This is a genomic window from Luteibacter sp. E-22, assembly GCF_049913125.1.
Taxonomy (GTDB): domain Bacteria; phylum Pseudomonadota; class Gammaproteobacteria; order Xanthomonadales; family Rhodanobacteraceae; genus Luteibacter.
Window position 1 is genome coordinate 729854 of the sequence record NZ_CP183975.1, and the last position, 21621, is coordinate 751474.

The window sequence follows — 21621 nt, forward strand, 5'->3', positions numbered from 1 at the left end:
CGATGAACATGGAGTTCAGTCGCGGTCGGTTTTGCGCTCTTCGGCGGCCTGTGGAACAGCGAGGCCTGTCACAAAAAACCTCAACGATTCAACCACCTTCCGTCCCTTCCTCAGAAACGGCTGGAAATTGGCATGAACGTGAGCTTTCTCCTTGATTCACAAGAAAAAATTCCTTGACAGTCTCAGGACCCGAGACTATCGTGGGCCCCAGTGTCAAATCGTGGGATTTGGTGGGGCGGCCAACTAAAGATGTTTCAAGGTGAGACAGCCATCACGGTCGACGACAAGGGTCGTCTGACGATTCCGACTTCGTATCGGGATCTGGTGGCCGACGCCTGTGCGAATCGTCTGGTCGTTACCTACAACCCCTTCGAGACCGGCTGCCTCTGGATCTTTCCGTACGCGGAGTGGGAACAGGTGCGTGACCAGGTCAATGCGCTGCCCAGCGTGAAGGCCGTCCACCGGGCGTTGCAGATGAAGTTGGTGGGTGCCGCGGCCATCGTCGAACCCGACGGAGCGGCCCGCATCCTCCTCCCTTCCAGCCAACGATCGGCGGCAGGCATAGAAAAAAAAGCCGTGTTGCTCGGCATGGGCAAGAAGTTCGAGCTCTGGAGTGAGCTGGCCCACCTCGCGAAGATCCGCCAGACGATCGGCGAGGACGACATCAGCGACGACATGGCGGAGCTGCGGTTGTGACGACGAACTAACTTTCGAGGTTTTTTGGTGGAACGGGAGCGGGATGTGGCAATGGCGGGGCGCGATGTGCACATCCCTGTGATGCTCGACGAAGTGCTGGAGGGCCTCGCCTTGCGCGAGAACGGGCGTTATCTGGACGGGACTTTCGGCCGCGGCGGTCACGCCCGGGCGATCCTCGCCCGTCTCTCCGATGCCGGCAGGCTTTTCCTCATGGACCGCGACCCGGCCGCCATCGCCGTGGCCGAAGCCGGCCTCGCCACCGATCCCCGCGTATCCCTGCGCCACGACAACTTCGCCACGATGGGCGACTGGTCCGCGCTGGAAGGCGGTCTCGACGGCATCCTGCTCGACCTGGGCGTGTCCTCGCCGCAGCTCGACGATGCCAGCCGCGGCTTCAGCTTCATGGCCGACGCGCCGCTGGACATGCGCATGGACACGACACGTGGCGTGAGCGCGGCGGACTTCCTGGCCGATGCGGACGAGGCAGAGATCGCCGGTGTCCTGTGGACCTTCGGCGAGGAGCGCTTCAGTCGCCGCATCGCCAAGGCGATCGTCGAGCGCCGCGCCACGGCCCCCATCACCCGCACCGGTGAACTCGCCGAACTGGTCGCGCGCTGCGTCGGCCGCCGCGAGCCCGGCAAGAATCCCGCCACGCGCACCTTTCAGGCGCTGCGTATCCGCGTGAACGCCGAACTCGAATCCGTCGAACGCGGTCTCGATGCAGCGCTCGAACTGCTCAACGTGGGTGGCCGCCTGGCGGTGATCAGCTTCCACTCGCTGGAAGACCGTACGGTGAAGCAGTTCATCCGTGGCCACGAGGGGCGTGTGCAGGGCAGCCGTCGTGGTCCGCCGGTCGAGGCGAAGACCGCCCGCCTGAAGCCCGTCGGCAAGGCCATCTTCCCGTCCGACGCCGAAGTGTCGGCGAACCCGCGTTCGCGCTCCGCCGTGCTGCGCATCGCGGAGAAACTCGCATGAAGGCCTTCGGCGCCGCCTGCCTCTCGATCCTGCTGCTGGCGGTCATCGCCAGCGCGATCGGCGTGGTGTGGACGCGCCATGAGAGCCGCGTGCTGTTCGTCGAGCTCTCGCGGCTGCAAAGCCAGAAAGACGACCTCGGCGTCGAATACGGTCGCCTCGAACTGGAGCAGGCGACCTACGCCGAACCCAGCCGCATCGATGCGGACGCCCGCGGCAAGCTCGGCATGTTCACGCCGAAGCCGCAGGACATCCAGCTGGTGCGTCGATGAAGGCCCGTTACGGCAAACCTGTCGTGCCGAGCCGCCGCCGCGGCCAGGGGCCGAGCCCGCGCAAGCGCATGACGGTCATCGTCGCGCTGCTCTGCGTCGCCGTCTCGGGCCTGGTGGTGCGCGCGTTCGACCTGCAGGTGGTGCGCAAGCAGTTCTACCAGGACCAAGGCGACGCCCGTTTCCTGCGTGAGATGCCCATCGCGGTGTCGCGCGGCACCATCTTCGATCGCAATGGCGAACCCCTGGCGGTATCCACGCCGGTGGCTTCGATCTGGGCGAACCCGCCGGAAGTGCTGGAGAACGAAGACCGCATCCCGGAGTTGGCCAAGGCGTTGCACGTCGATGCCGACGACCTGAAGCAGAAGATCGTGCAGCGCGCGGACAAGGAGTTCATGTACATCGCGCGCCAGCTGCGTCCGGAGGATGCGCAGGCGATCGTGGACCTGAAGATCCCCGGCATCGCCGCCCAGCGCGAATACCGCCGCTACTATCCGTCGGGCGCGGTGAACAGCCATATCCTCGGCTTCACCAACATCGACGACCACGGCCAGGAAGGCCTGGAACTGGCGTTCGACGAATGGCTGGCCGGAAAACCCGGCGCGAAGCGCGTCATCCGCGACCGCATGGGCCATGTCGTCGAGGACGTGGAACTGGTGCGTGAGCCGCAACCCGGCCGCGACCTCACCTTGTCGATCGATCGCCGCATCCAGTACCTCGCCTATAGCGCCTTGAAAGACGCGCTGGAGAAGAACAAGGCCGAGTCCGGCTCCATCGTCGTGATGGACGTGCACACGGGTGAAGTGCTCGGCATGGCCAACCTGCCTTCGTTCAATCCGAACGCGGTGCGCGGCAGCACGCCGTCCGAAAGGCGCAATCGTGCCGTCACGGACGTGGTCGAACCGGGTTCGACGATGAAGGCGTTCACCATGGCCGCGGCGCTCACCAGCGGCAAGTACACGCCGACCGCGCCACTGATCGAGACCTCGCCCGGCACCTGGATGATGGGCGGCCACCCGGTGCGCGACACGCACAACTGGGGCACGCTCACGCCCACGGGCGTGATCACGAAGTCGTCCAACGTCGGTGCGGCCAAGATCGCGATGACACTGGACACCGATTTCCTCTACGGCGTCTACAAGTCGTTCGGGCTCGGCAATAGCACTGGCAGCGGCTTTCCCGGCGAAGCGGCGGGTTACCTGCCCGTCGGCCGTACCTGGAAGCCGATCGAGAAGTCGCGCCTGGCCTACGGCTACAACCTCAACGTCACGCCGTTGCAGCTGGCCACGGGCTATGCAGCCATCGCCAACGGCGGCGCGTTGCGCTCGCCGAGCTTCATCAAGGGCGCGGACAACCCGCCGAACCAGATCGTCACCCCCGAGGTGGCGCACAACCTCGTGCGCATGCTCGAGACGGTGATGGCGCCGGGCGGTACCGGTTACGGCTTCGCCTCCGTCGCCAACTACAGCGTCGCGGGCAAGACCGGTACCTCGCACAAGAATTCCGCGGGCGGCTATTACGCCAACAACTACATCTCGCTGTTCGTCGGCATGATCCCGGCGAGCGCGCCGCGCCTGGTGACCGTCGTCGTCATCAACGATCCGAAGGGCGGGCATTATTACGGTGGTTCCGTGGCCGGCCCGGCCTTCGCCCAGGTGATGGAAGGCGCCGTGCGCCTGCTCGACATCCCACCGGACAACGTGGGCCGCTGGTACGCGGGCGGCCCGAGCCAGGGTGGGCTGATCGGTACCACCAATGCGCAACCGCCGCAGGCGGACGAAAGCGCCGCCGAAGAGGTGGTGCCATGACGATGCGCCTCACCGACCTGCTCGACGGTTTCGCCGACGCATCCGGCGCCGGCGACATCGACGTCTCGGGCCTCGCACTGGATTCCCGCGAGATCGTCCGCGGCAACGCCTTCGTCGCGTTGCGCGGCATGAAAGGCCATGGCATCGAGTTTGCCGCCAAGGCGGTCGGGCAGGGTGCGGTGGCGATCCTCGCCGAGCCTCCGTTCGATGCCGCCGATGCGGGCGTCCCGGTCATCACTGTCGACAAGCTGCGCGAGAAGGCCGGTCCCATCGCCGCGCGCTACTACGGCGATCCGTCCCGCGCGCTCGATGTCGTCGGCGTGACGGGCACCAACGGCAAGACCTCCACCGTCCAGCTGATCGCGCAGGCGCTGGCTTTCCTTGGCCGCAAGCCGGCCACGATCGGCACGCTGGGCGCGGGCCTGCACGGCGCGATCGCCGAGGGTGAGCGCACCACGCCGGACGCGATCCGCATGCAGGCGCTTCTCGGCGAGTTCCGCGACGCCGGCGCCACGCATGTCGCCATGGAAGTGTCCTCGCACGCGCTGGAGCAGGGCCGGGTGAACGCCGTCGCCTTCGACGTGGCCGTATTCACCAACCTCACGCGCGACCACCTCGACTACCACGGCACGATGGAAGCGTACGGCGCCGCCAAGGCCAAGCTGTTCGCCTTCGAGGGCCTGCGCAGCGCGGTCATCAACGTGGACGACCCGTTCGGCGCGAAGCTGGCCAAGGGTCTCGGCGAAGGCATCGCCAGGCTGCGCGTCTCGATGGCGGGCGACAGCACGGAAAAAGACGCCGAGATCCGCGCCGACATCGTCGTCACGTCGGCGAAGGGCCTTTCGTTCAACCTCAACACGCCGTGGGGCATGCGCACCGTGCGCAGCGCGTTGCTCGGGCGCTTCAACGTCGCCAATCTGCTTTCGGTCGCCGCCGTGCTGGGCGCGCTGGGCGAGCCCTTCGACCGCATCCATGCGGCGCTCGAGGCGCTGCAGCCGGTGAATGGCCGGATGAGCCGACTCGGCGGCGACGGCCGGAAGCCGTTGGTCGTGGTGGATTACTCGCATACGCCCGACGCGTTGAAGCAGGCGCTGCTCGCGCTGCGCTCGCATACCAAGGGCAAGCTGATCTGCGTGTTCGGCGCCGGCGGCGATCGCGACCAGGGCAAGCGGCCGATCATGGCGGGCATCGCCGAACGGCTCGCCGACGTGGTGATCGTGACCGACGATAACCCGCGTAGCGAGGACGGCGACGCCATCGTCGCGCAGATCGTGGCCGGCTTCGCCCATCCCGATACCGTCATGGTCGAGCGCGACCGCGCGCAGGCCATCGCCCTGGCGCTTGCCGACGCGAAGGCCGACGACGTCGTGCTGATCGCCGGCAAGGGTCACGAAACCTATCAGGAAGGTCCGGAGGGCAAGCGTCCCTTCGACGACCTCGCCGTCGCCCGCGAGGCGATGGAGACGAGCAAGAAGGGAGTCCGCGCATGATGCGCCTGTCCGCCGTCGCCCTCTGGACCCGCGGCCGCCTGCAAGGCGCCGACGCCGAGGTCAGCGGCTTTTCCATCGATACCCGTACCCTCCGGCCGGGCGACCTGTTCGTGGCCTTGCCGGGCGAGCGCGTCGACGGGCACGACTTCGTCGCCGCCGCGGCGGAGCATGGCGCCGTCGCCGCGCTGGTCACGCGTCCGGTCGACGCGCCGATTGCGCAGGTGATCGTCGACGACACCCAGGCCGCGCTCGGCGACCTGGCCAGTGCCGTGCGTGCCCAGCGTGACGTGCGCGTGGTCGGCATCACCGGTTCCAACGGCAAGACCACGGTGAAGACGCTCGCCGCGTCGATCCTGTCGCGCCATGGCCGCACCCATGTCAACGCCGGCAACTTCAATAACGAGATCGGCATGCCATTGACCTTGCTGGCGATGCCGGAAGACACCCGCTACGCGGTGCTGGAAATGGGCGCCGGCAAGCCGGGCGACATCGATTACCTCGCCGCCATCGCGCGGCCCGATATCGGCCTCGTCAATTCCATCGCGCCCGCGCATCTTGAGCGCATGGGCACGATCGAAGGCGTCGCCGAAACCAAGGGCGCGCTGTACCGGTCGCTGCCCGCCGACGGGATCGCCATCGTCAACGCGGACGACGAACGCTTCGCCGGCTTCTTCGCCAACCTGGCCGGATCGCGCACCATCCTGCGCTACGCGCTGGATCATCGGGCGGATATCGGCGCGGACATCGTCGAAGAGCGTATCGACGGCACGCACTTCGTGCTGTCGACGCCGCATGGCGATGGCGACGTGCACCTTCCGCTGCCGGGGCGCCACAACGTGGCCAACGCGCTGGCCGCGGCGGCTATCGCCACGGCGCTCGGCGTGCCGGTGGACGTCATCGTGGAGGGCCTGGAGCAGGTTCCGCACGTGCCCGGCCGCCTCGAACTCGAACCGATGCCCGGTGGCTGGACCCTGATCGACGACAGCTACAACGCGAATCCCGGTTCGGCGGCCGCGGCGATCGACACGCTGGCCCTGGCCCGCGGCGAGCGCTGGCTGATCCTCGGCGACATGGCCGAACTGGGGCCGGATGCGTCGAGCCTGCACGCCGGTGTCGGACGCCTCGCGCATGCGCGGGGCATCGAACGCCTGCTCGCCACGGGAACCCGGAGCGCGGCGGCGGTGGAGGCCTTCGGTCCGGGGGCACAGCATTTCGCGACGCAGGAGGCGCTGATCGAGGCCGCCTGCGCGCAGATCCACGAGGGCGTGACCTGTCTCGTGAAGGGGTCGCGTTCCTCCGGCATGGACCGGGTCGCGGCGGCAATGAAGAAGTACGCTGAAGGAGCATTCCATGCTGCTTGAACTGGCGGAATGGATGGCTCGGCACTTCACGTCGCTGCATCTGTTCCAGTACATCACCTTCCGCGCGATCATGGCCGCGCTCACGGCGCTGGCCGTCTCGCTGCTGCTCGGGCCCGCGCTCATCCGCAAGCTCGCCGCGCTGAAGGCGGGCCAGGTCGTGCGCAGCGATGGTCCGCAAACCCATCTCGCGAAGGCCGGCACGCCGACCATGGGTGGCCTGCTCATCCTGTTCGCGGTCGGCATCGCCACGCTGCTGTGGGCCGACCTCGGCAACCGCTACGTGTGGGTGGTGCTGGCGGTGACCGTGTTGTTCGGCGCGATCGGTTTCTACGACGATTACCGCAAGCTGGTGCTGAAGGACAGCCGTGGCCTCGCCAGCCGCTGGAAGTATTTCTGGCAGTCGGTGTTCGGTCTCGGCGCCGCGGTGTTCCTCTACCAGACCCATCAGCTTCCGGCCGAGATCGCGCTGTACGTGCCCTTGTTCAAGCAAGTCGCCATCCCGCTCGGCGTGTTCTTCGTGGTGGTCGGCTATTTCATCATCGTCGGCTTCTCCAACGCGGTGAACCTCACCGACGGGCTCGACGGCCTCGCGATCATGCCGAGCGTCCTGGTCTCGGGCGCGCTGGGCATCTTCGCCTACCTCGCCGGTAACAAGCTGTTCTCCGAGTACCTCGGCATTCCGGCGATTCCCGGGGCCGGCGAACTGGCGATCTTCTGCAGCGCGCTGGCCGGCGCGGGGCTCGGCTTCCTCTGGTTCAACACGTATCCGGCGCAGGTGTTCATGGGCGACGTGGGCGCGCTGGCGATCGGCGCCGCGCTCGGTTGCGTCGCGCTCATCGTCCGCCAGGAGATCGTGTTGCTGGTGATGGGTGGCGTGTTCGTGCTGGAGACGGCGTCGGTGATGCTCCAGGTCGGCAGCTTCAAGCTGCGCGGCAAGCGCATCTTCCGCATGGCACCGATCCACCATCACTTCGAATTGAAGGGCTGGCCCGAGCCGCGGGTCATCGTCCGTTTCTGGATCATCAGCGTGGTGCTGGTGCTCATCGGTCTTGCAACCTTGAAGGTGCGCTGAGAAAAGCATGTTCGGCTTCGGTAACAAGCAGGCGAAACGCCGTCAGGGCCCGCGGGGGAGCTTCGACCTCCCGTTGCTCGTGGCCGCGCTCGCGTTGGCCGCGCTGGGCGTCGTGATGGTCACCTCCAGCTCGATCGCCGTGGCCGATGGCTCGCACCAGGGCGCGTTCTATTACCTGAAGCGCCACCTCGTTTTCCTGTTCCTCGGCGGCTGCCTCGCCGCGGCGGCGATGCGTACGGAACTGAAGACGCTGGAGAAGCACAGCTTCCTTCTCCTGCTGGTGGGCATCATCATGCTGCTGATGGTGTTCCTGCCGGTGTTCGGCATGCGCATCAACGGTGCACGGCGCTGGGTGAACCTGCTGGTCACCAGTTTCCAGCCGGTCGAGGCGGTGAAACTGATCCTCGTCGCCTATCTGTCGAGCTACCTCGTGCGCCATCGCGAAGGCGTGGAGTACGAACTGTTCGGCGTGGTGAAGCCGGTGGGTGTCGCCGGTTTCATCGTGTTGCTGTTGCTTGCCCAGCCAGACTTCGGTTCGGCCGCGCTGGTCGTCGCCACCACCGTCGGCATGGTCTGGCTGGCCGGTGCGCGCATGCGTAACCTCCTGGTGCTCGCCACGCCGCTGGTGCCCGCGCTGATCTACGCGGCCACGGCCGAGGATTACCGCATCAAGCGCCTCACGTCCTTCCTCGACCCATGGAAAGACCCGTTCAACGACGGCTTCCAGTTGACCCAGGCGCTGATCGCCGTCGGGCGCGGTGAGTGGACCGGCGTGGGGCTGGGGTCGAGCGTGCAGAAGCTGTTCTACCTGCCCGAGGCGCATACCGACTTCATCCTCGCGGTGCTGGCGGAGGAACTCGGCCTGGCCGGGATCATGGTGGTCATCTTGCTCTACATCGTGCTGGTCGGCCGCGGCCTCTACATGGGGCTCAAGGGCGTCGAGCTCGGCCACCGCTTCTCGGGCTACGTGGCGTACGGCATCTCGCTGATGATCGGTTTCCAGGCGATGGTGTCGATCGGCGTGAACCTGGGCGTGTTGCCGACCAAGGGCCTCACCCTGCCGCTGATCAGTTCGGGCGGCTCGTCCGTGCTGATGACCTGCGCGATGGTCGGCGTGCTGCTGCGCGCCACCTTCGAGATCAACCGCGCCGAAGACGCGCGGCAGACGGCGGTGCGCTTGCCCGCGAACGCCGTGCCCGATTCCGCCGCGGCGGCAGGGGGCATGGCATGAGCGCCCCCGTGCTGATCATGGCCGGCGGTACCGGTGGCCACATCTTCCCAGGCCTCGCCGTCGCCGACGAACTGCGGTCGCGCGGCGTGCCCGTGGCATGGCTGGGCGCCGACGGAGGCATGGAGACGCGCGTCGTCCCGGCGCATGGACTCGACCTGCACACCGTGGCGGTGGGCGGCCTGCGTGGCAAGGGTCTCAGGACGCGCGTCATGGCGCCGGTCATGCTCGTGAGCGCGTTGTTCGCCTCGCTGAAACTGCTGCGTCGCATGCGGCCTCGCTGCGTGCTGTCGATGGGCGGCTACGTCGCCGGTCCCGCCGGTGTCGCCGCGCGTCTCGCCGGCATTCCGCTGGTGGTCCACGAGCAGAACGCCGTGGCCGGTTTCACCAATCGCAAGCTCGCCTCGTTCGCGAAGAAAGTGCTGACGGGCTTTCCGAACGTGCTGCCGAACGGCGAATGGGTGGGCAATCCGGTCCGTGCGTGCATCGCCGCCTTGCCGGCGCCAGCCACACGCTTCGCCGGCCGCGATGGTCGCCCGCGCCTGCTGGTGCTGGGCGGCAGCCTCGGTGCGCGCACGCTCAACCTCGCCGTGCCGCGCGCGCTTGCCCGGCGCGACGCGACGGGCGCGATCATGCCCGAGGTCGTGCACCAGACCGGCGAGCGCGGTCTGCAGGAAGCGCTCGACGCCTATACCGAGGCCGGCGTGGCAGCGAGCGTCGTGCCTTTCATCGAGGACATGGCTGGCGCCTATGAGTGGGCCGACGTGGTGGTGTGCCGCGCGGGCGCGTTGACCGTCGCCGAACTGTGCGCCGCGGGCCTCGAAGCCTTGCTGGTGCCGTTCCCGTACGCGGTGGACGACCACCAGACAGCCAACGCACGCGCGATGGTCGACGTCGGCGGTGCCCGCATCGTCGCCGACGCGTCGCTCGCGAAAACCGATTCGCCGGAAATGCTCGCGAAGATGCTCGACGACCTGTTGGGCAACCGCGCGCAGATCCTTTCCGCCGCCAACGCGTCCCGCACGCTGGCCAAGCCCGACGCAGCAGCAACGATTGCCCGTCACTGCATGGAGGTTTCCGCATGACGCCCGGTCGTTTGCGTGCCCACGAAGATTTCATGACCTCGTTCCGCCGTGTCCATTTCATCGGCGTGGGTGGCGTCGGCATGAGCGGCATCGCCGAGGTGCTGTGCAATCTCGGTTACAGCGTGTCCGGTTCCGACCGCGCGCACTCGCCGACCACGGAACGCCTTGCCAAGCTGGGCATCGAGGTGCACATCGGCCACGAAGCCTCGAACGTGGACGGCGCCGACGTGATCGTCACTTCCAGCGCGATCCGCCAGGACAACGCGGAACTCGTCGCCGCCCGGGCCGCGCGCATCCCCGTCGTGCCCCGTGCGGAAATGCTCGGCGAACTGATGCGCTTCCGCCGCGGCATCGCCATCGCCGGCACGCACGGCAAGACCACCACCACGAGCCTCGTGGCGAGCGTACTCGCCGAGGCCGATTACGATCCGACCTTCGTCATCGGTGGGCAGCTCAATGCCGCTGGCGCGAACGCGCGCCTGGGCACGGGACAGTACCTCGTGGCCGAGGCCGACGAGTCCGACGGCTCGTTCCTGATGCTTTCCCCGGTGATCGCGGTCGTGACCAACATCGATGCCGATCATCTGGAGAACTACAACGGCGACTTCGGCCAGGTGAAGAAGGCCTTCGGCGACTTCCTCCATCGCCTGCCGTTCTACGGCATGGCCGTGCTGTGCATCGACGATGAGGAAACCGCGAAGCTGGCGGAGGACACCTCGCGCCGTCTGCTCACCTATGGCATCGACAAGCCGGGCGCGGACGTGACGGCGAGCAATGTGCGCCAGGTCGGCTTCGAGATGCATTTCGACCTGCACCTGCCCGGCATGGCCGGCACGCTGCCGGTGACGCTGAACCTGCCGGGCCGGCACAACGTGCAGAACGCGCTCGCCGCCGCGGCGGTGGGCTGGCAGCTAGGCGTGGATGCCGAAGCGATCGCGCATGCGCTGGCGCGTTTCGAAGGCGTGGGCCGTCGCTTCCATCGCCGCGGCGAGATCGCACTGGATTCCGGCAGCGCGCTCCTCGTGGACGACTATGGCCACCATCCGCGCGAGCTGGCCGCCGTGTTCGCCGCCGCGCGTGGCGGCTGGCCGGATCGTCGTCTCGTGGTGGCCTTCCAGCCGCATCGCTACAGCCGCACGCGTGACCTGCTCGACGACTTCGCCAAGGTACTCGCCGAAGTGGACGTGCTCGTGCTGACCGAGGTGTATCCGGCTGGCGAATCGCCCATTCCCGGCGCGGACGGACGCGCCCTGGCCCGGGCGATCCGCGCGCGCGGAAAGACCGATCCGGTCCTTGTCGACCATCCGCGCGACCTGCGCGACACGCTGCCCGCCCTGGCGCGGGACGGCGACCTGATCATGCTGCTCGGCGCCGGCGACATCGGCGCGGCGGCCATCGAGCTGGCTAACGCCGGCCACTTGAGGACTCGTACGTGATGAGCAGTACCCGCTTCCCCTGCACTGTCACGGACGCCGCCGATTTCGGCCGCGTCGCCGTCGTGATGGGTGGCAATTCAGCCGAGCGCGAGGTGTCGCTCGACTCCGGTCGCGGCGTGTTCGAGGCCCTGCGCTCCAGCGGCGTGGATGCGCAACTGATCGACGGTATTCCCGCCTTGCTCGACGCCGTGCGCGCTGGCCATTTCGCGCGCGTGTTCAACATCCTTCACGGCGCCGGCGGCGAGAACGGCGAATTGCAGGGCGCGCTGCAGTCGCTTGGCGTGCCGTACACGGGTTCGGGCGTGCTTGGTTCGGCGCTGGCGCTGGACAAGGTGCGCGCCAAGCAGGTGTGGATCGCCCTCGGCCTGCCGACGCCGAAATTCAAGGCGCTGCCGCGTGGTGCCGACGTGCACGCCGCGGCGCGCGAAGTTGGCTTCCCGCTGATCGTCAAGCCGGCCTGGGAAGGGTCGAGCGTGGGCGTGACGCGCGTGTTCGACGAATCCGGCCTCGACGCCGCCGTCGAGCTGGCGCGCAAGTACCCGGGCGACATGCTGATGGAGACCCTCATCGAGGGCGACGCGAACGAGGGCGGCGAGTTCACCGTCGGCATCCTCGGCCGCGAAGTGCTGCCGACGATCAAGATCGTGCCCAAGGGCGAGTACTACGATTACAACGCCAAGTACATCGCCGAGGACACGCAGTACATCGTGCCCGGCCTGTCGGGCGCGGAAGAGGACGCCATGCGCGCACTCGCGCTGCGGGCCTTCGACGCGCTCGACTGCGTGGGCTGGGGCCGCGTCGACGTGATGCGCGACCGCCACGGCAAGAACTGGCTGCTCGAAGTGAACACCGCGCCGGGCATGACCTCGCATTCGCTCGTGCCCAAGGCCGCCGCCGCCGCGGGCCTGGACTATGCCGCCTTGTGCTGGCGGATCCTCGAGACCTCGATGCAGCGGGAGGGCACGAAGGCATGAAGGGAGCCGCCGCCACGCGGATCGTCGCCTGGGGTATCGCCATCACGCTGGTGGTGTTGCCCGTGGTCGGCGTGATGCAGGGTTGGTTCGCCGCCGGCCGTTGGCCGGTGACGCAGATCAAGGTCGAGGCGGAGTTCGCGCACGTCAGCGCCGAGCAGATCCGCAGCGCCGTGTTGCCGCGTCTGGGTAAGGGATTCTTCGCCACGGACCTGGAAGACGTGCGCCACGCGATCGGCGCGTTGCCCTGGGTGGAATCGGTGGAGGTGCGCAAGCGCTGGCCCGACACGCTGCTCGTGCGCATCTACGAGCGCCAGCCGTTCGCCCGTTGGAACGAGGACCGCCTGATCAGTCGCCAGGGCCTCGTTTTCGACGCGCCGGGCGCCGACCAGATGGGCGACCTCCCGCGCCTGCGCGGTCCCGATTCGCGCCTGGCCGAGGTGGTGAGTTTCTACGCGCAGGCGCGCAAGTCCTTCGAGGGCCGCACCGGCCTGTCCATCGTGGGGGTCAGCCTGAGCGAGCGTGGCAGCTGGAGCGTCACCACCGACAGCGGCGCCGAGATCGTGATCGGCGATCGCGACCAGGCCGATCGCCGCCTCGCGCGCTTCCTCGATGTCTACCCGCAACTCGTTGCCGGCCGGCAGGGCGGTTTCGCCTATGCCGACCTGCGTTACACCAACGGATTCGCCATCCGGTGGCCGCAACCGGAAACCACGGCCACACCCAAGGTCGGAAGCTGAGCTAACCATGAGAAACAAGAACGACAAACAGCTCGTCGTCGGCCTCGACATCGGAACCTCGAAGGTGGTCGCGATTGTGGGCGAATACGAACCGGGCGAACCGATCGAGGTGATCGGCATCGGCACGCACGTCTCGCGTGGCATGAAGCGTGGATCGGTGGTCGACATCGAATCCACCGTGCATTCCATCCAGCGCGCGGTGGAGGAAGCCGAACTGATGGCGGGTTGCGATATCCGTTCGGTGTACGCCTCGATCTCGGGTAGCCATCTGGAAACCCGCAACTCGCACGGTACCGCGGCCATCCGCGACCGCGAGGTGATGTCGGCCGACCTCGAACAGGTGCTGGAAGCCGCCAGCGCGGTCGCCATTCCGGCGGACCGCAAGGTCCTCTACAAGGAATCGCAGGAATATCGCATCGACGGCCAGGACGGCATCCGCCATCCGGTCGGCATGAGCGGCGTGCGTCTGGAAGCCAGCGTGCACCTGGTGACCGGCGCGGCGAGCGCCGTGCAGAACATCTCCAAGTGCATCCAGCGGTGCGGCCTGTCCGTCGACGAACTCGTCCCGGCCGCCGTCGCCAGCGCCAAGGCCGTGCTCACCGAGGACGAGCTGGAACTGGGTGTCTGCCTCGTCGATATCGGCGCGGGCACCACCGATATCGCCATCTATACGCAGGGCGCCATCCGTTACACCAAGTCGTTGCCGGTGGGCGGCGACCAGGTCACCAACGACATCGCCTACGGTGTCCACACGCCGACCGCCCACGCGGAAGAGATCAAGATCAAGTACGCCTGTGCGCTCGCCCAGCTCGCGCACGCGGAAGAAACCATCCAGGTGCCCAGCGTCGGCGATCGTCCACCTCGCCGCCTCGCCCGACAGGCGCTCGCGCAGTCGGTGCAGGCGCGCTACGAGGAGATCTTCGAGATGGTGCAGGACGAACTGCGCCGCTCGGGCTACGAAAGCCTCGTCGCGGCGGGCATCGTGCTGACCGGCGGCGCCTCGCGCATGGAAGGTGCGCTGGAGCTGGCCGAGGAGATCTTCCACAAGATGGTCCGCATCGGGGTCCCGCAGCACGTCTCGGGCCTGGGCGACGTCGTTTCCAGCGAACTCCATTCGACCGGCGTGGGCCTGCTCCTGCATGGCTCGCGGTCGAGCGGCGGTTCGCGTCATGCGAGTTCGGCTGCCGGCAATGTCGGCAGCGTGGTCGAGAAGTTCCGAAGCTGGTTCACCAAGAACTTCTGAGTTCGTTTCACCGGATCGTCGGTGCCCGATGGAAGGGGGGCGCCGGGGCACGAGGAAGGCCCGCAACCCGCGGCCGACAGGAGTCGGACACGGGACATAAACCAAAAAAACTAAAAGTTCTGCGGAGGACGGGAAATGTTCGAACTGATTGAAAAACTGGCACCGAATGCGGTCATCAAGGTCATCGGCGTGGGTGGTGGCGGCGGCAACGCCGTGGCCCACATGGTGAATTCCAACATCGAAGGCGTCGAGTTCGTCGTCGCCAACACCGACGCGCAGGCGATGAAGAGCTGCGCTTCGCGTACCCACCTCCAGCTCGGTGGCAACGTCACCAAGGGCCTGGGTGCCGGTGCGAACCCGGAAGTCGGCCGCCAGGCCGCGTTGGAAGACCGTGAGCGCATCGAGGAAATGCTCGAAGGCGCCGACATGGTCTTCATCACCGCCGGCATGGGCGGTGGCACGGGTACCGGCGCCGCGCCGGTCGTGGCGCAGCTGGCGAAGGAGAAGGGCATCCTGACGGTCGCGGTCGTGACCAAGCCGTTCCCCTTCGAAGGCCGTCGTCGCATGCAGGTGGCCCTCAAGGGTATCGAGGATCTCTCCCAGCACGTCGACTCGCTGATCACCGTGCCGAACGAGAAACTGCTCTCGGTGCTGGGTCGGGAAGTGACCTTGCTCAATGCCTTCAAGGCGGCCAACGACGTGCTCCAGGGCGCGGTCCAGGGCATCGCCGACCTGATCACGGCCCCGGGCCTGATCAACGTCGACTTCGCCGACGTCCGCACCGTCATGAGCGAGATGGGCATGGCGATGATGGGCTCGGGCACCGCCCGTGGCGACGATCGCGCCCAGGCCGCCGCGGAAGCGGCGATCAACAACCCGCTGCTCGAGGACGTGAACCTGGCCGGTGCCTGCGGCATCCTGGTCAACGTGACCGCCGGCCCGAACCTCACCATGCGCGAGTTCGACGAGATCGGCCGGGTGATCCACGATTTCGCCTCCGAAGACGCGACCGTCGTGATCGGCACCTCGCTCGACCCGGAAATGCAGGACGATGTCCGCGTAACGGTCGTCGCCACGGGCCTGAATCGTGGTGTCACCGCCAAGCAGCCGATCCGCCAGCCGGTCCAGCAGCAGGTGGAAATGCGCCAGCGTCCGCGCCCGGTCGTGCTGCGCACGGGCACCGGCAACGAAGTGGTCGACTACGCCCAGGCCGACGCCATGCCATCGGTCCGGTCGGAACCCGCCCAGCCGCAGAAGAACGCGGAACCGGCGATCGATTACCTGGATATCCCGGCGTTCCTGCGTCGCCAGGCCGATTGACCGGCACTTACCGCTGAAGGCACGTTAAGGAAAACGTGAGGCCGACCCGGCACGATGCCGGGCCGCCCGGTGCCCCGCCGCCGTCCCGTTCCGGGCGGCGGGGCACCGCCGTGCCTCGACAGGAAAACCTGCAAGTGATATCAATCACCGCAAGTCGTTGAATGAGCGCCAATTCAGTCGCAGGCCAGATGAGAATGGGTCTCGGATCTTGCTGAAGGAACGGTGAAGCAATGCTGGACTGTACCGTCCGGTTTGTTTATTCCGAGGTTAAGACTGTGTTAGCATGTCCGCTACTTTAGGCTGCTGCCAACAAGGTTCGACCCAACATGATCAAGCAGCGCACGCTCAAGAACATCATTCGCGCCACGGGCGTCGGCCTCCATACCGGCGACAAGGTGTACATGACGCTTCGCCCAGCGGCGCCGAACACGGGCATCGTGTTCCGCCGTACCGATCTCAATCCGCCGGTCGAGTTGCACTCGCGCCCGGAGAACGTCGGTGACACGCGTCTTTCCACCACCCTGATCAATGGCGACGTTCGCGTGTCGACCGTGGAGCACCTGCTCTCGGCTATGGCCGGTCTCGGTATCGATAACGCCTATGTCGACCTCTCGGCGCCTGAAGTGCCGATCATGGACGGCAGCGCCGGTCCGTTCGTGTTCCTGATCCAGTCCGCTGGCATCGAGGAACAGGACGCGGCCAAGCGCTTCATCCGTATCAAGAAGCCGGTGATCGTGCAGGACGGCGACAAGTGGGCCAAGCTGGAGCCGTTCGATGGCTTCAAGGTCGGCTTCTCCGTCGAATTCGACCACCCGCTGTTCAACAAGCGCAATTCGCAGGCCGAGATGGATTTCTCGACGACGTCGTTCGTCAAGGAAGTCAGTCGCGCCCGCACGTTCGGCTTCATGCGTGACATCGAGATGCTCCGTGAGCGCAACCTCACGCTCGGCGGCTCGATGGACAACGCCGTGGTGCTCGACGATTACCGCGTGCTCAACGAAGACGGTCTCCGCTACGACAACGAGTTCGTCAAGCACAAGATCCTCGACGCCATCGGCGACATCTACATGCTGGGCCACAGCCTGATCGGCGCGTACTCCGCGCACAAGTCGGGCCACGAGCTCAACAACAAGCTGCTCCGCAGCCTGATGGCCGACGTCACGGCATGGGAAGAAGTCAGCTTCAAGGACCCGGCCAAGGCGCCGATCTCCTACGCCCATCCCGCCCAGGCGGTGTAAGGCGCCGCCCTCGGGGCGACCAGGAAAGCCCTGCGGGGCTCTATCCCTTACGAAAAAGGCCGCGAGCGATCGCGGCCTTTTTCGTTGGGGGGCCCGAGCTTGCGGCACCCAAGTCTGCGGCACCCGAGTTTGTGGGAGCCGACTTTGTGGGAGCCGACTTTGTGGGAGCCGACTTTGTCGGCGATCCCGCGGCAGCGGGCCGGCTTACGGCAAGCACCCATCGCCGACAAGGTCGGCTCCCACCAAAGCTCCCGAGGCACGTGAGACCGGCCGTGATCCACGTCACGTCAGTGAAATTTACGTGCAAATTAGGCATTCCGGCGCTTCATGCGTGCTATAAAGTTCGCCGCCCTTGCCGGTCCGTGGGTACTTACGGATCAGCGAAGGTGAATGCAAGCATAGGATTATTCTGAATTTTCGGCCTTGGAGGCCAATCCAAGGAACAGATCCCGCAACGTGGGGTCGGAGAGTGACGCCGCGGCGCTCCGAAGATGTCGGGCCGCCGAGGTGGAAAGCGGTTTGTGCCGGTCGGGGATCACTTCCACGGGCGGTAGGGGGGCCACTTTCACGGCAACCGAGTGGGCCTTCGCGCCGATGGCGCGAGCGGCTTCGAGGATTTGCGTCTGGTAAAGGCGTACCCGCGAAGCCCAGGCCGACGAGGGCGCAAGGAAGACGAGCCTGCCATCGCGCAAGTCCGCGAAGCGGACCTGGTCACGCAATGGCGAGGGCAGCGTCGCGCGCAGCTGGCGGTCCAGTTGGTCGAGTTCGCGGGCCCGTTGGGCCAGTGACGCGACGGGCCCGAACTCCGTGATGGACGTCAGTCCACGTGTGGAGCGGCGGGGCGGCTGGGATGGCGGTGGCATGGGCCGGCTTTAACTATTCGATGTGGAACGTATGCAGATCATACTCGTGTCTCGTGGCCTGAAAGGGCCAAAAACGCTCGACCTGACTTGCCGGCGCCTGCGCTGCAAGTTCGCACTGATGGCCATCGCCGGTTTCGTGGGTATCGCCTGCGTCGGCGCGGGCGTGGCGCTCGCGGTGGCGAGTCCGAAGGAGCGCGCCCTCGGCGATATCGGCAGCCTGGCGCAGCGAGTGGGCGACCAGGACGCACGGGTCGCGGAGATCAAGCGGGACGCCCAACGCGATCTGGACGCGCTGGCCGTGAAACTGGGCCAGCTCCAGGCCCAATCCGTCCGTCTCAATGCTCTTGGAGAACGCCTTACCCAGGTCGGCAAGCTCGACGACGGCGAATTCGATTTCGACGAGGAGCCGGGCCAGGGCGGCCCGGAGCTGACCACCGGTGCCGATGTGCCGGCGTATGCCTTGCCGGCGTCGCTCGACAAGAGCATCGACCAGCTTTCCGGACAGTTCGACACCCAGCAAGCCCAGCTCGAAGCGCTGCGCGACATGCTGATGGACCGCACGATCGAATCCAGCCTTCGACCCACCGGTATGCCGGTGAATGGCTACATTTCCTCGTACTTCGGTGGGCGGCCCGACCCCTTCAGTGGTCATGCCGCCCGTCACACGGGTATCGACATCGCCGCGCCGACAGGTACGCCGGTGACGGCGGTCGCCGAAGGGATGGTCACCTTCGCCGGTCAGCGCAGTGGCTATGGAGACGTAGTCGAAATCGACCACGGCAACGGTTATATGACCCGGTACGCTCATAACAGCGTCATCCTGGTACACCCCGGGCAGCGCGTCCGGATAGGCGACGCCATCGCGAAAGCCGGGTCCACGGGTCGCTCCACGGGGTCTCACGTCCATTTCGAGGTCTGGTACCACGACCGCGTGGTGAACCCGCTGGCCTACGTCCGCAGCCATCGTTGAGAAGGCTTGAATCCGGCCCCGGCCGCCGCCACCCCGAGGAAAGCCGGGGGCGCCCGTAGTATGATCGTCCCTTCGTGCCGAACGGCCATGGCCGTTCGGCAGCCCTTTTCGCTTCAGATCCGGATGATCGATGTTCAATCGTGCCCTGACGAGTATTTTCGGCAGCCGTAACGAGCGTGTCCTGCGCGACCTCTCCAAGACGGTCAAGCGCATCAACGCCCTCGAACCGGAGTACGAAAAGCTTTCCGACGACGCCCTTCGTGGGAAGACCGAGGAATTCCGCCAGCGCCTCGCCGCCGGTGAGACCCTCGACAAACTGCTGCCCGAAGCTTTCGCGGTCACCCGCGAGGGAGCCAAGCGCGTCCTCGGCATGCGCCATTACGACGTGCAGCTGATCGGCGGCATGGTCCTGCACGGCGGCCGGATCGCGGAAATGCGCACCGGCGAAGGCAAGACCCTGGTCGGCACGTTGCCGGTGTACCTCAACGCCCTGGAAGGCAAGGGCGTACACGTGGTCACCGTGAACGACTACCTGGCTCGCCGCGACTCGGCGCAGATGGGCAAGCTCTACAACTTCCTCGGCCTCAGCGTCGGCGTCGTGTATCCGGGCATGGACCACGTCGACAAGCGTAGCGCCTACCAGGCCGACATCACCTACGGCACCAACAACGAGTTCGGTTTCGATTACCTGCGCGACAACATGGCGCTCAGCAAGGAACAGCGCAACCAGCGCGGCCTGCACTACGCCATCGTCGACGAAGTCGATTCGATCCTGATCGACGAAGCCCGCACGCCGCTCATCATCTCCGGTCCCGCCGAAGATTCCCCGCAGCTGTACATCGCGGTGAACAAGATCGTGCCGGGCCTGACGCGGCAGGAAAAGGAAGACGGCCCAGGCGACTATTTCGTCGACGAGAAACAGAAGCAGGTGCACATGTCCGAAGAGGGCATGGAACACGCCGAGCAACTGTTGCGCGAGGCGGGTGTCATCGATCCCGATAGCGGGCTGTACGACTCGAAGAATCTCGCCGTCGTCCACCACATGAACGCGGCGCTGCGCGCCAACGCCATCTACCAGCGCGACGTCGACTACATCGTCCGCGATGGCGAAGTCATCATCGTCGACGAGTTCACCGGCCGTACGCTGGCGGGTCGCCGTTGGTCCGACGGCCTGCACCAGGCGGTGGAAGCGAAGGAAGGCGTGCCCATCCAGCGCGAGAACCAGACCCTGGCGACGGTCACGTTCCAGAACCTGTTCCGCATGTACAAGAAGCTGGCCGGCATGACCGGTACGGCCGACACGGAAGCGTACGAGTTCCAGACCGTCTATGGCCTGGAAGTCGTCGTTATTCCGACGCACAAGCCGATGATCCGCGTGGACAACCCGGATTCCGTGTTCCTCGGGCAGGAAGCGAAGTACAAGGCGGTCATCGCCGATATCAAGTCGTGCCACGAGCGCGGCCAGCCGGTCCTCGTCGGTACGGCTTCCATCGACGTGTCGGAACTGGTGTCGGGCCTGCTCAAGAAGGAGCGCATCCCGCACGAGGTGCTCAACGCGAAGCAGCACGAACGCGAAGCGCACATCGTGGCCCAGGCGGGTGCCCCCGGTGCCGTGACGATCGCGACGAACATGGCTGGCCGCGGCACGGACATCGTGCTTGGCGGCAGCCTCGAGGCCGCGCTCGCCACCTTGCCGGAAACGGCGTCCGAGGCGGAGCGCCAGAAGGTCCGCGAGGACTGGAAGAAGCGCCACGAGCAGGTGCTCGCCGCGGGTGGCCTGCACATCATCGGTACCGAGCGTCACGAATCCCGTCGTATCGACAACCAGCTGCGTGGCCGTTCGGGCCGTCAGGGCGATCCGGGGTCTTCACGCTTCTACCTGTCGCTGCAGGACAACCTGATGCGCATCTTCGGCGGCGAGCGCATCGGCCGCTGGATGCAGATGTTCGGCATGAAGGAAGACGAGGCGCTGGAAGATCGCCTGATCACGCGCCAGATCGAGAAAGTGCAGCGCAAGGTCGAACAGCACAACTTCGACATTCGCAAGAACCTCCTCGAGTTCGATGACGTCGCGAACGACCAGCGCAAGGTCATCTACGCGCAGCGCGACGAGCTGCTGGAGACCGACGATATCTCCGACATGATCGGTGACATCCGCCAGGACGTCGTCGTCGGTCTGGTGCGCAAGTACGTGCCCGCGGACAGCATCGACGACCAGTGGGACATCGCCGCCCTCGATCGCGAGCTGGCCAGCGACCTGAATCTGCGCCTCGACCTGGCTCAGTGGATCGAGTCCCAGAAGGACGTCGACGCCGATGGCATCCTCGACCACGTACGCGAGGCGGTGGACGCCATGTTCGCCGAGAAGGAAGCCCAGGTCGGTGCGGAAACCATGCGCTCGCTCGAAAAGCACGTGATGCTCTCGGTGGTCGACAACGCATGGAAGGAACACCTCGCCAGCATGGATTACCTGCGACAGGGCATCTACCTGCGCGGTTATGCGCAGAAGCAGCCGAAGCAGGAGTTCAAGCGCGAGTCGTTCGAATTGTTCGCCGAGATGCTCGACCGCATCAAGCTCGAAGTCGTGCAGATGCTCGCGCGCATCCGCATTCGCAGCGAAGAAGAAGTGCTCGCGATGGAAGCGGAACAGCAACGCGCCGCGGAGACGCAACGCCTGCAGTTCCAGCATGCGGATGCACAGGCCATCGGCCAGGGCGGCGGCAACACCGAAGCCGAACCAGCCATGGCCCCGATCATGAACGACGGCCCCAAGGTCGGTCGCAACGATCCGTGTCCTTGTGGGTCAGGCAAGAAGTACAAGCACTGCCACGGGCAACTGAGCTGATACAAAAAAGACTG

The 21621-nt window shown here is 66.3% G+C and carries 18 protein-coding genes; 17 read left to right on the forward strand and 1 reads right to left on the reverse strand.

Features of this window, described 5'->3' with window-relative positions:
• Positions 1-249 precede the first annotated feature (249 nt).
• The 15 genes from mraZ to lpxC all read left to right on the forward strand — a co-directional run bounded on the left by mraZ (position 250) and on the right by lpxC (position 16929).
• Complete coding sequence (gene mraZ, locus ACN9M2_RS03140; protein WP_371022700.1) at positions 250-696, forward strand: division/cell wall cluster transcriptional repressor MraZ; 447 nt, start codon at positions 250-252, stop codon at positions 694-696.
• A 51-nt stretch (positions 697-747) separates the two neighbouring features.
• Positions 748-1671, forward strand: a complete 924-nt coding sequence (gene rsmH, locus ACN9M2_RS03145) for a 16S rRNA (cytosine(1402)-N(4))-methyltransferase RsmH (RefSeq protein WP_426286725.1) — start codon at positions 748-750, stop codon at positions 1669-1671.
• Complete coding sequence (ftsL, locus tag ACN9M2_RS03150) at positions 1668-1940, forward strand: cell division protein FtsL (protein ID WP_306850873.1); 273 nt, start codon at positions 1668-1670, stop codon at positions 1938-1940. The genes rsmH and ftsL overlap by 4 nt, the downstream gene beginning before the upstream one ends.
• The gene (locus tag ACN9M2_RS03155) at positions 1937-3745 is read left to right on the forward strand and encodes a peptidoglycan D,D-transpeptidase FtsI family protein (RefSeq protein WP_371022702.1); all 1809 of its coding nucleotides are present in this window, start codon (positions 1937-1939) and stop codon (positions 3743-3745) included. The genes ftsL and ACN9M2_RS03155 overlap by 4 nt, the downstream gene beginning before the upstream one ends.
• Complete coding sequence (locus tag ACN9M2_RS03160; protein ID WP_426286726.1) at positions 3742-5235, forward strand: UDP-N-acetylmuramoyl-L-alanyl-D-glutamate--2,6-diaminopimelate ligase; 1494 nt, start codon at positions 3742-3744, stop codon at positions 5233-5235. The genes ACN9M2_RS03155 and ACN9M2_RS03160 overlap by 4 nt, the downstream gene beginning before the upstream one ends.
• Entirely contained in the window at positions 5232-6596 is a 1365-nt protein-coding gene (locus tag ACN9M2_RS03165; protein WP_426286727.1) for a UDP-N-acetylmuramoyl-tripeptide--D-alanyl-D-alanine ligase, read from the forward strand. The genes ACN9M2_RS03160 and ACN9M2_RS03165 overlap by 4 nt, the downstream gene beginning before the upstream one ends.
• Positions 6586-7668 (forward strand): phospho-N-acetylmuramoyl-pentapeptide-transferase, encoded by a 1083-nt coding sequence (gene mraY / locus ACN9M2_RS03170; protein ID WP_371022705.1) that lies wholly within the window; start codon positions 6586-6588, stop codon positions 7666-7668. Before ACN9M2_RS03165 ends, mraY begins: the two co-directional genes overlap by 11 nt.
• 7 nt (positions 7669-7675) lie before the next feature.
• Positions 7676-8899, forward strand: coding sequence for a putative lipid II flippase FtsW (gene ftsW, locus ACN9M2_RS03175; RefSeq protein WP_306850869.1), 1224 nt, complete (start codon positions 7676-7678; stop codon positions 8897-8899).
• Positions 8896-9981, forward strand: a complete 1086-nt coding sequence (gene murG / locus ACN9M2_RS03180; protein ID WP_426286728.1) for an undecaprenyldiphospho-muramoylpentapeptide beta-N-acetylglucosaminyltransferase — start codon at positions 8896-8898, stop codon at positions 9979-9981. Before ftsW ends, murG begins: the two co-directional genes overlap by 4 nt.
• Positions 9978-11417: a UDP-N-acetylmuramate--L-alanine ligase gene (murC, locus tag ACN9M2_RS03185; RefSeq protein ID WP_426286729.1), complete on the forward strand. Its 1440-nt coding sequence runs from the start codon at positions 9978-9980 to the stop codon at positions 11415-11417. The genes murG and murC overlap by 4 nt, the downstream gene beginning before the upstream one ends.
• Positions 11417-12391, forward strand: coding sequence for a D-alanine--D-alanine ligase (locus ACN9M2_RS03190; RefSeq protein WP_426286730.1), 975 nt, complete (start codon positions 11417-11419; stop codon positions 12389-12391). The genes murC and ACN9M2_RS03190 overlap by 1 nt, the downstream gene beginning before the upstream one ends.
• A complete protein-coding gene (locus tag ACN9M2_RS03195) occupies positions 12388-13128 on the forward strand; it encodes a cell division protein FtsQ/DivIB (RefSeq protein ID WP_371022710.1) in 741 nt (246 codons plus the stop codon). Before ACN9M2_RS03190 ends, ACN9M2_RS03195 begins: the two co-directional genes overlap by 4 nt.
• A gap of 7 nt (positions 13129-13135) precedes the next feature.
• Positions 13136-14371 (forward strand): cell division protein FtsA, encoded by a 1236-nt coding sequence (gene ftsA / locus ACN9M2_RS03200; RefSeq protein WP_306850864.1) that lies wholly within the window; start codon positions 13136-13138, stop codon positions 14369-14371.
• 135 nt (positions 14372-14506) lie between these two features.
• Complete coding sequence (ftsZ, locus tag ACN9M2_RS03205) at positions 14507-15691, forward strand: cell division protein FtsZ (RefSeq protein ID WP_306850863.1); 1185 nt, start codon at positions 14507-14509, stop codon at positions 15689-15691.
• A 326-nt stretch (positions 15692-16017) separates the two neighbouring features.
• Positions 16018-16929, forward strand: a complete 912-nt coding sequence (gene lpxC / locus ACN9M2_RS03210; protein WP_306850862.1) for a UDP-3-O-acyl-N-acetylglucosamine deacetylase — start codon at positions 16018-16020, stop codon at positions 16927-16929.
• A 404-nt stretch (positions 16930-17333) separates the two neighbouring features.
• Here the strand turns inward: lpxC and ACN9M2_RS03215 are convergent, their stop codons facing one another.
• Positions 17334-17792, reverse strand: a complete 459-nt coding sequence (locus ACN9M2_RS03215) for a DciA family protein (protein WP_426286731.1) — start codon at positions 17790-17792, stop codon at positions 17334-17336.
• A 31-nt stretch (positions 17793-17823) separates the two neighbouring features.
• Between ACN9M2_RS03215 and ACN9M2_RS03220 the strand changes: the two genes are divergently transcribed.
• Both ACN9M2_RS03220 and secA read left to right on the forward strand, forming a co-directional pair.
• Positions 17824-18762 carry a M23 family metallopeptidase gene (locus ACN9M2_RS03220; protein WP_426286732.1) on the forward strand — a complete coding sequence of 313 codons (939 nt, stop codon included), beginning with the start codon at positions 17824-17826 and terminating at the stop codon, positions 18760-18762.
• Between the two features lie 130 nt (positions 18763-18892).
• On the forward strand, positions 18893-21607 hold the full coding sequence (gene secA / locus ACN9M2_RS03225) for a preprotein translocase subunit SecA (RefSeq protein WP_426286733.1): 2715 nt from the start codon (positions 18893-18895) through the stop codon (positions 21605-21607).
• Positions 21608-21621: the final 14 nt, after the last annotated feature.

Coding starts and splice junctions, on each gene's coding strand:
- mraZ (WP_371022700.1), top strand. CDS start 250: ATGTTTCAAGGTGAGACAGCCATCACGGTCGACGACAAGGGTCGTCTG.
- ftsA (WP_306850864.1), top strand. CDS start 13,136: ATGAGAAACAAGAACGACAAACAGCTCGTCGTCGGCCTCGACATCGGA.
- ftsL (WP_306850873.1), top strand. CDS start 1,668: ATGAAGGCCTTCGGCGCCGCCTGCCTCTCGATCCTGCTGCTGGCGGTC.
- ACN9M2_RS03155 (WP_371022702.1), top strand. CDS start 1,937: ATGAAGGCCCGTTACGGCAAACCTGTCGTGCCGAGCCGCCGCCGCGGC.
- ACN9M2_RS03165 (WP_426286727.1), top strand. CDS start 5,232: ATGATGCGCCTGTCCGCCGTCGCCCTCTGGACCCGCGGCCGCCTGCAA.
- ftsW (WP_306850869.1), top strand. CDS start 7,676: ATGTTCGGCTTCGGTAACAAGCAGGCGAAACGCCGTCAGGGCCCGCGG.
- ftsZ (WP_306850863.1), top strand. CDS start 14,507: ATGTTCGAACTGATTGAAAAACTGGCACCGAATGCGGTCATCAAGGTC.
- secA (WP_426286733.1), top strand. CDS start 18,893: ATGTTCAATCGTGCCCTGACGAGTATTTTCGGCAGCCGTAACGAGCGT.
- ACN9M2_RS03195 (WP_371022710.1), top strand. CDS start 12,388: ATGAAGGGAGCCGCCGCCACGCGGATCGTCGCCTGGGGTATCGCCATC.
- lpxC (WP_306850862.1), top strand. CDS start 16,018: ATGATCAAGCAGCGCACGCTCAAGAACATCATTCGCGCCACGGGCGTC.
- murC (WP_426286729.1), top strand. CDS start 9,978: ATGACGCCCGGTCGTTTGCGTGCCCACGAAGATTTCATGACCTCGTTC.
- ACN9M2_RS03190 (WP_426286730.1), top strand. CDS start 11,417: ATGAGCAGTACCCGCTTCCCCTGCACTGTCACGGACGCCGCCGATTTC.
- rsmH (WP_426286725.1), top strand. CDS start 748: ATGGCGGGGCGCGATGTGCACATCCCTGTGATGCTCGACGAAGTGCTG.
- murG (WP_426286728.1), top strand. CDS start 8,896: ATGAGCGCCCCCGTGCTGATCATGGCCGGCGGTACCGGTGGCCACATC.
- ACN9M2_RS03215 (WP_426286731.1), bottom strand. CDS start 17,792: ATGCCACCGCCATCCCAGCCGCCCCGCCGCTCCACACGTGGACTGACG.
- ACN9M2_RS03220 (WP_426286732.1), top strand. CDS start 17,824: ATGCAGATCATACTCGTGTCTCGTGGCCTGAAAGGGCCAAAAACGCTC.
- mraY (WP_371022705.1), top strand. CDS start 6,586: ATGCTGCTTGAACTGGCGGAATGGATGGCTCGGCACTTCACGTCGCTG.
- ACN9M2_RS03160 (WP_426286726.1), top strand. CDS start 3,742: ATGACGATGCGCCTCACCGACCTGCTCGACGGTTTCGCCGACGCATCC.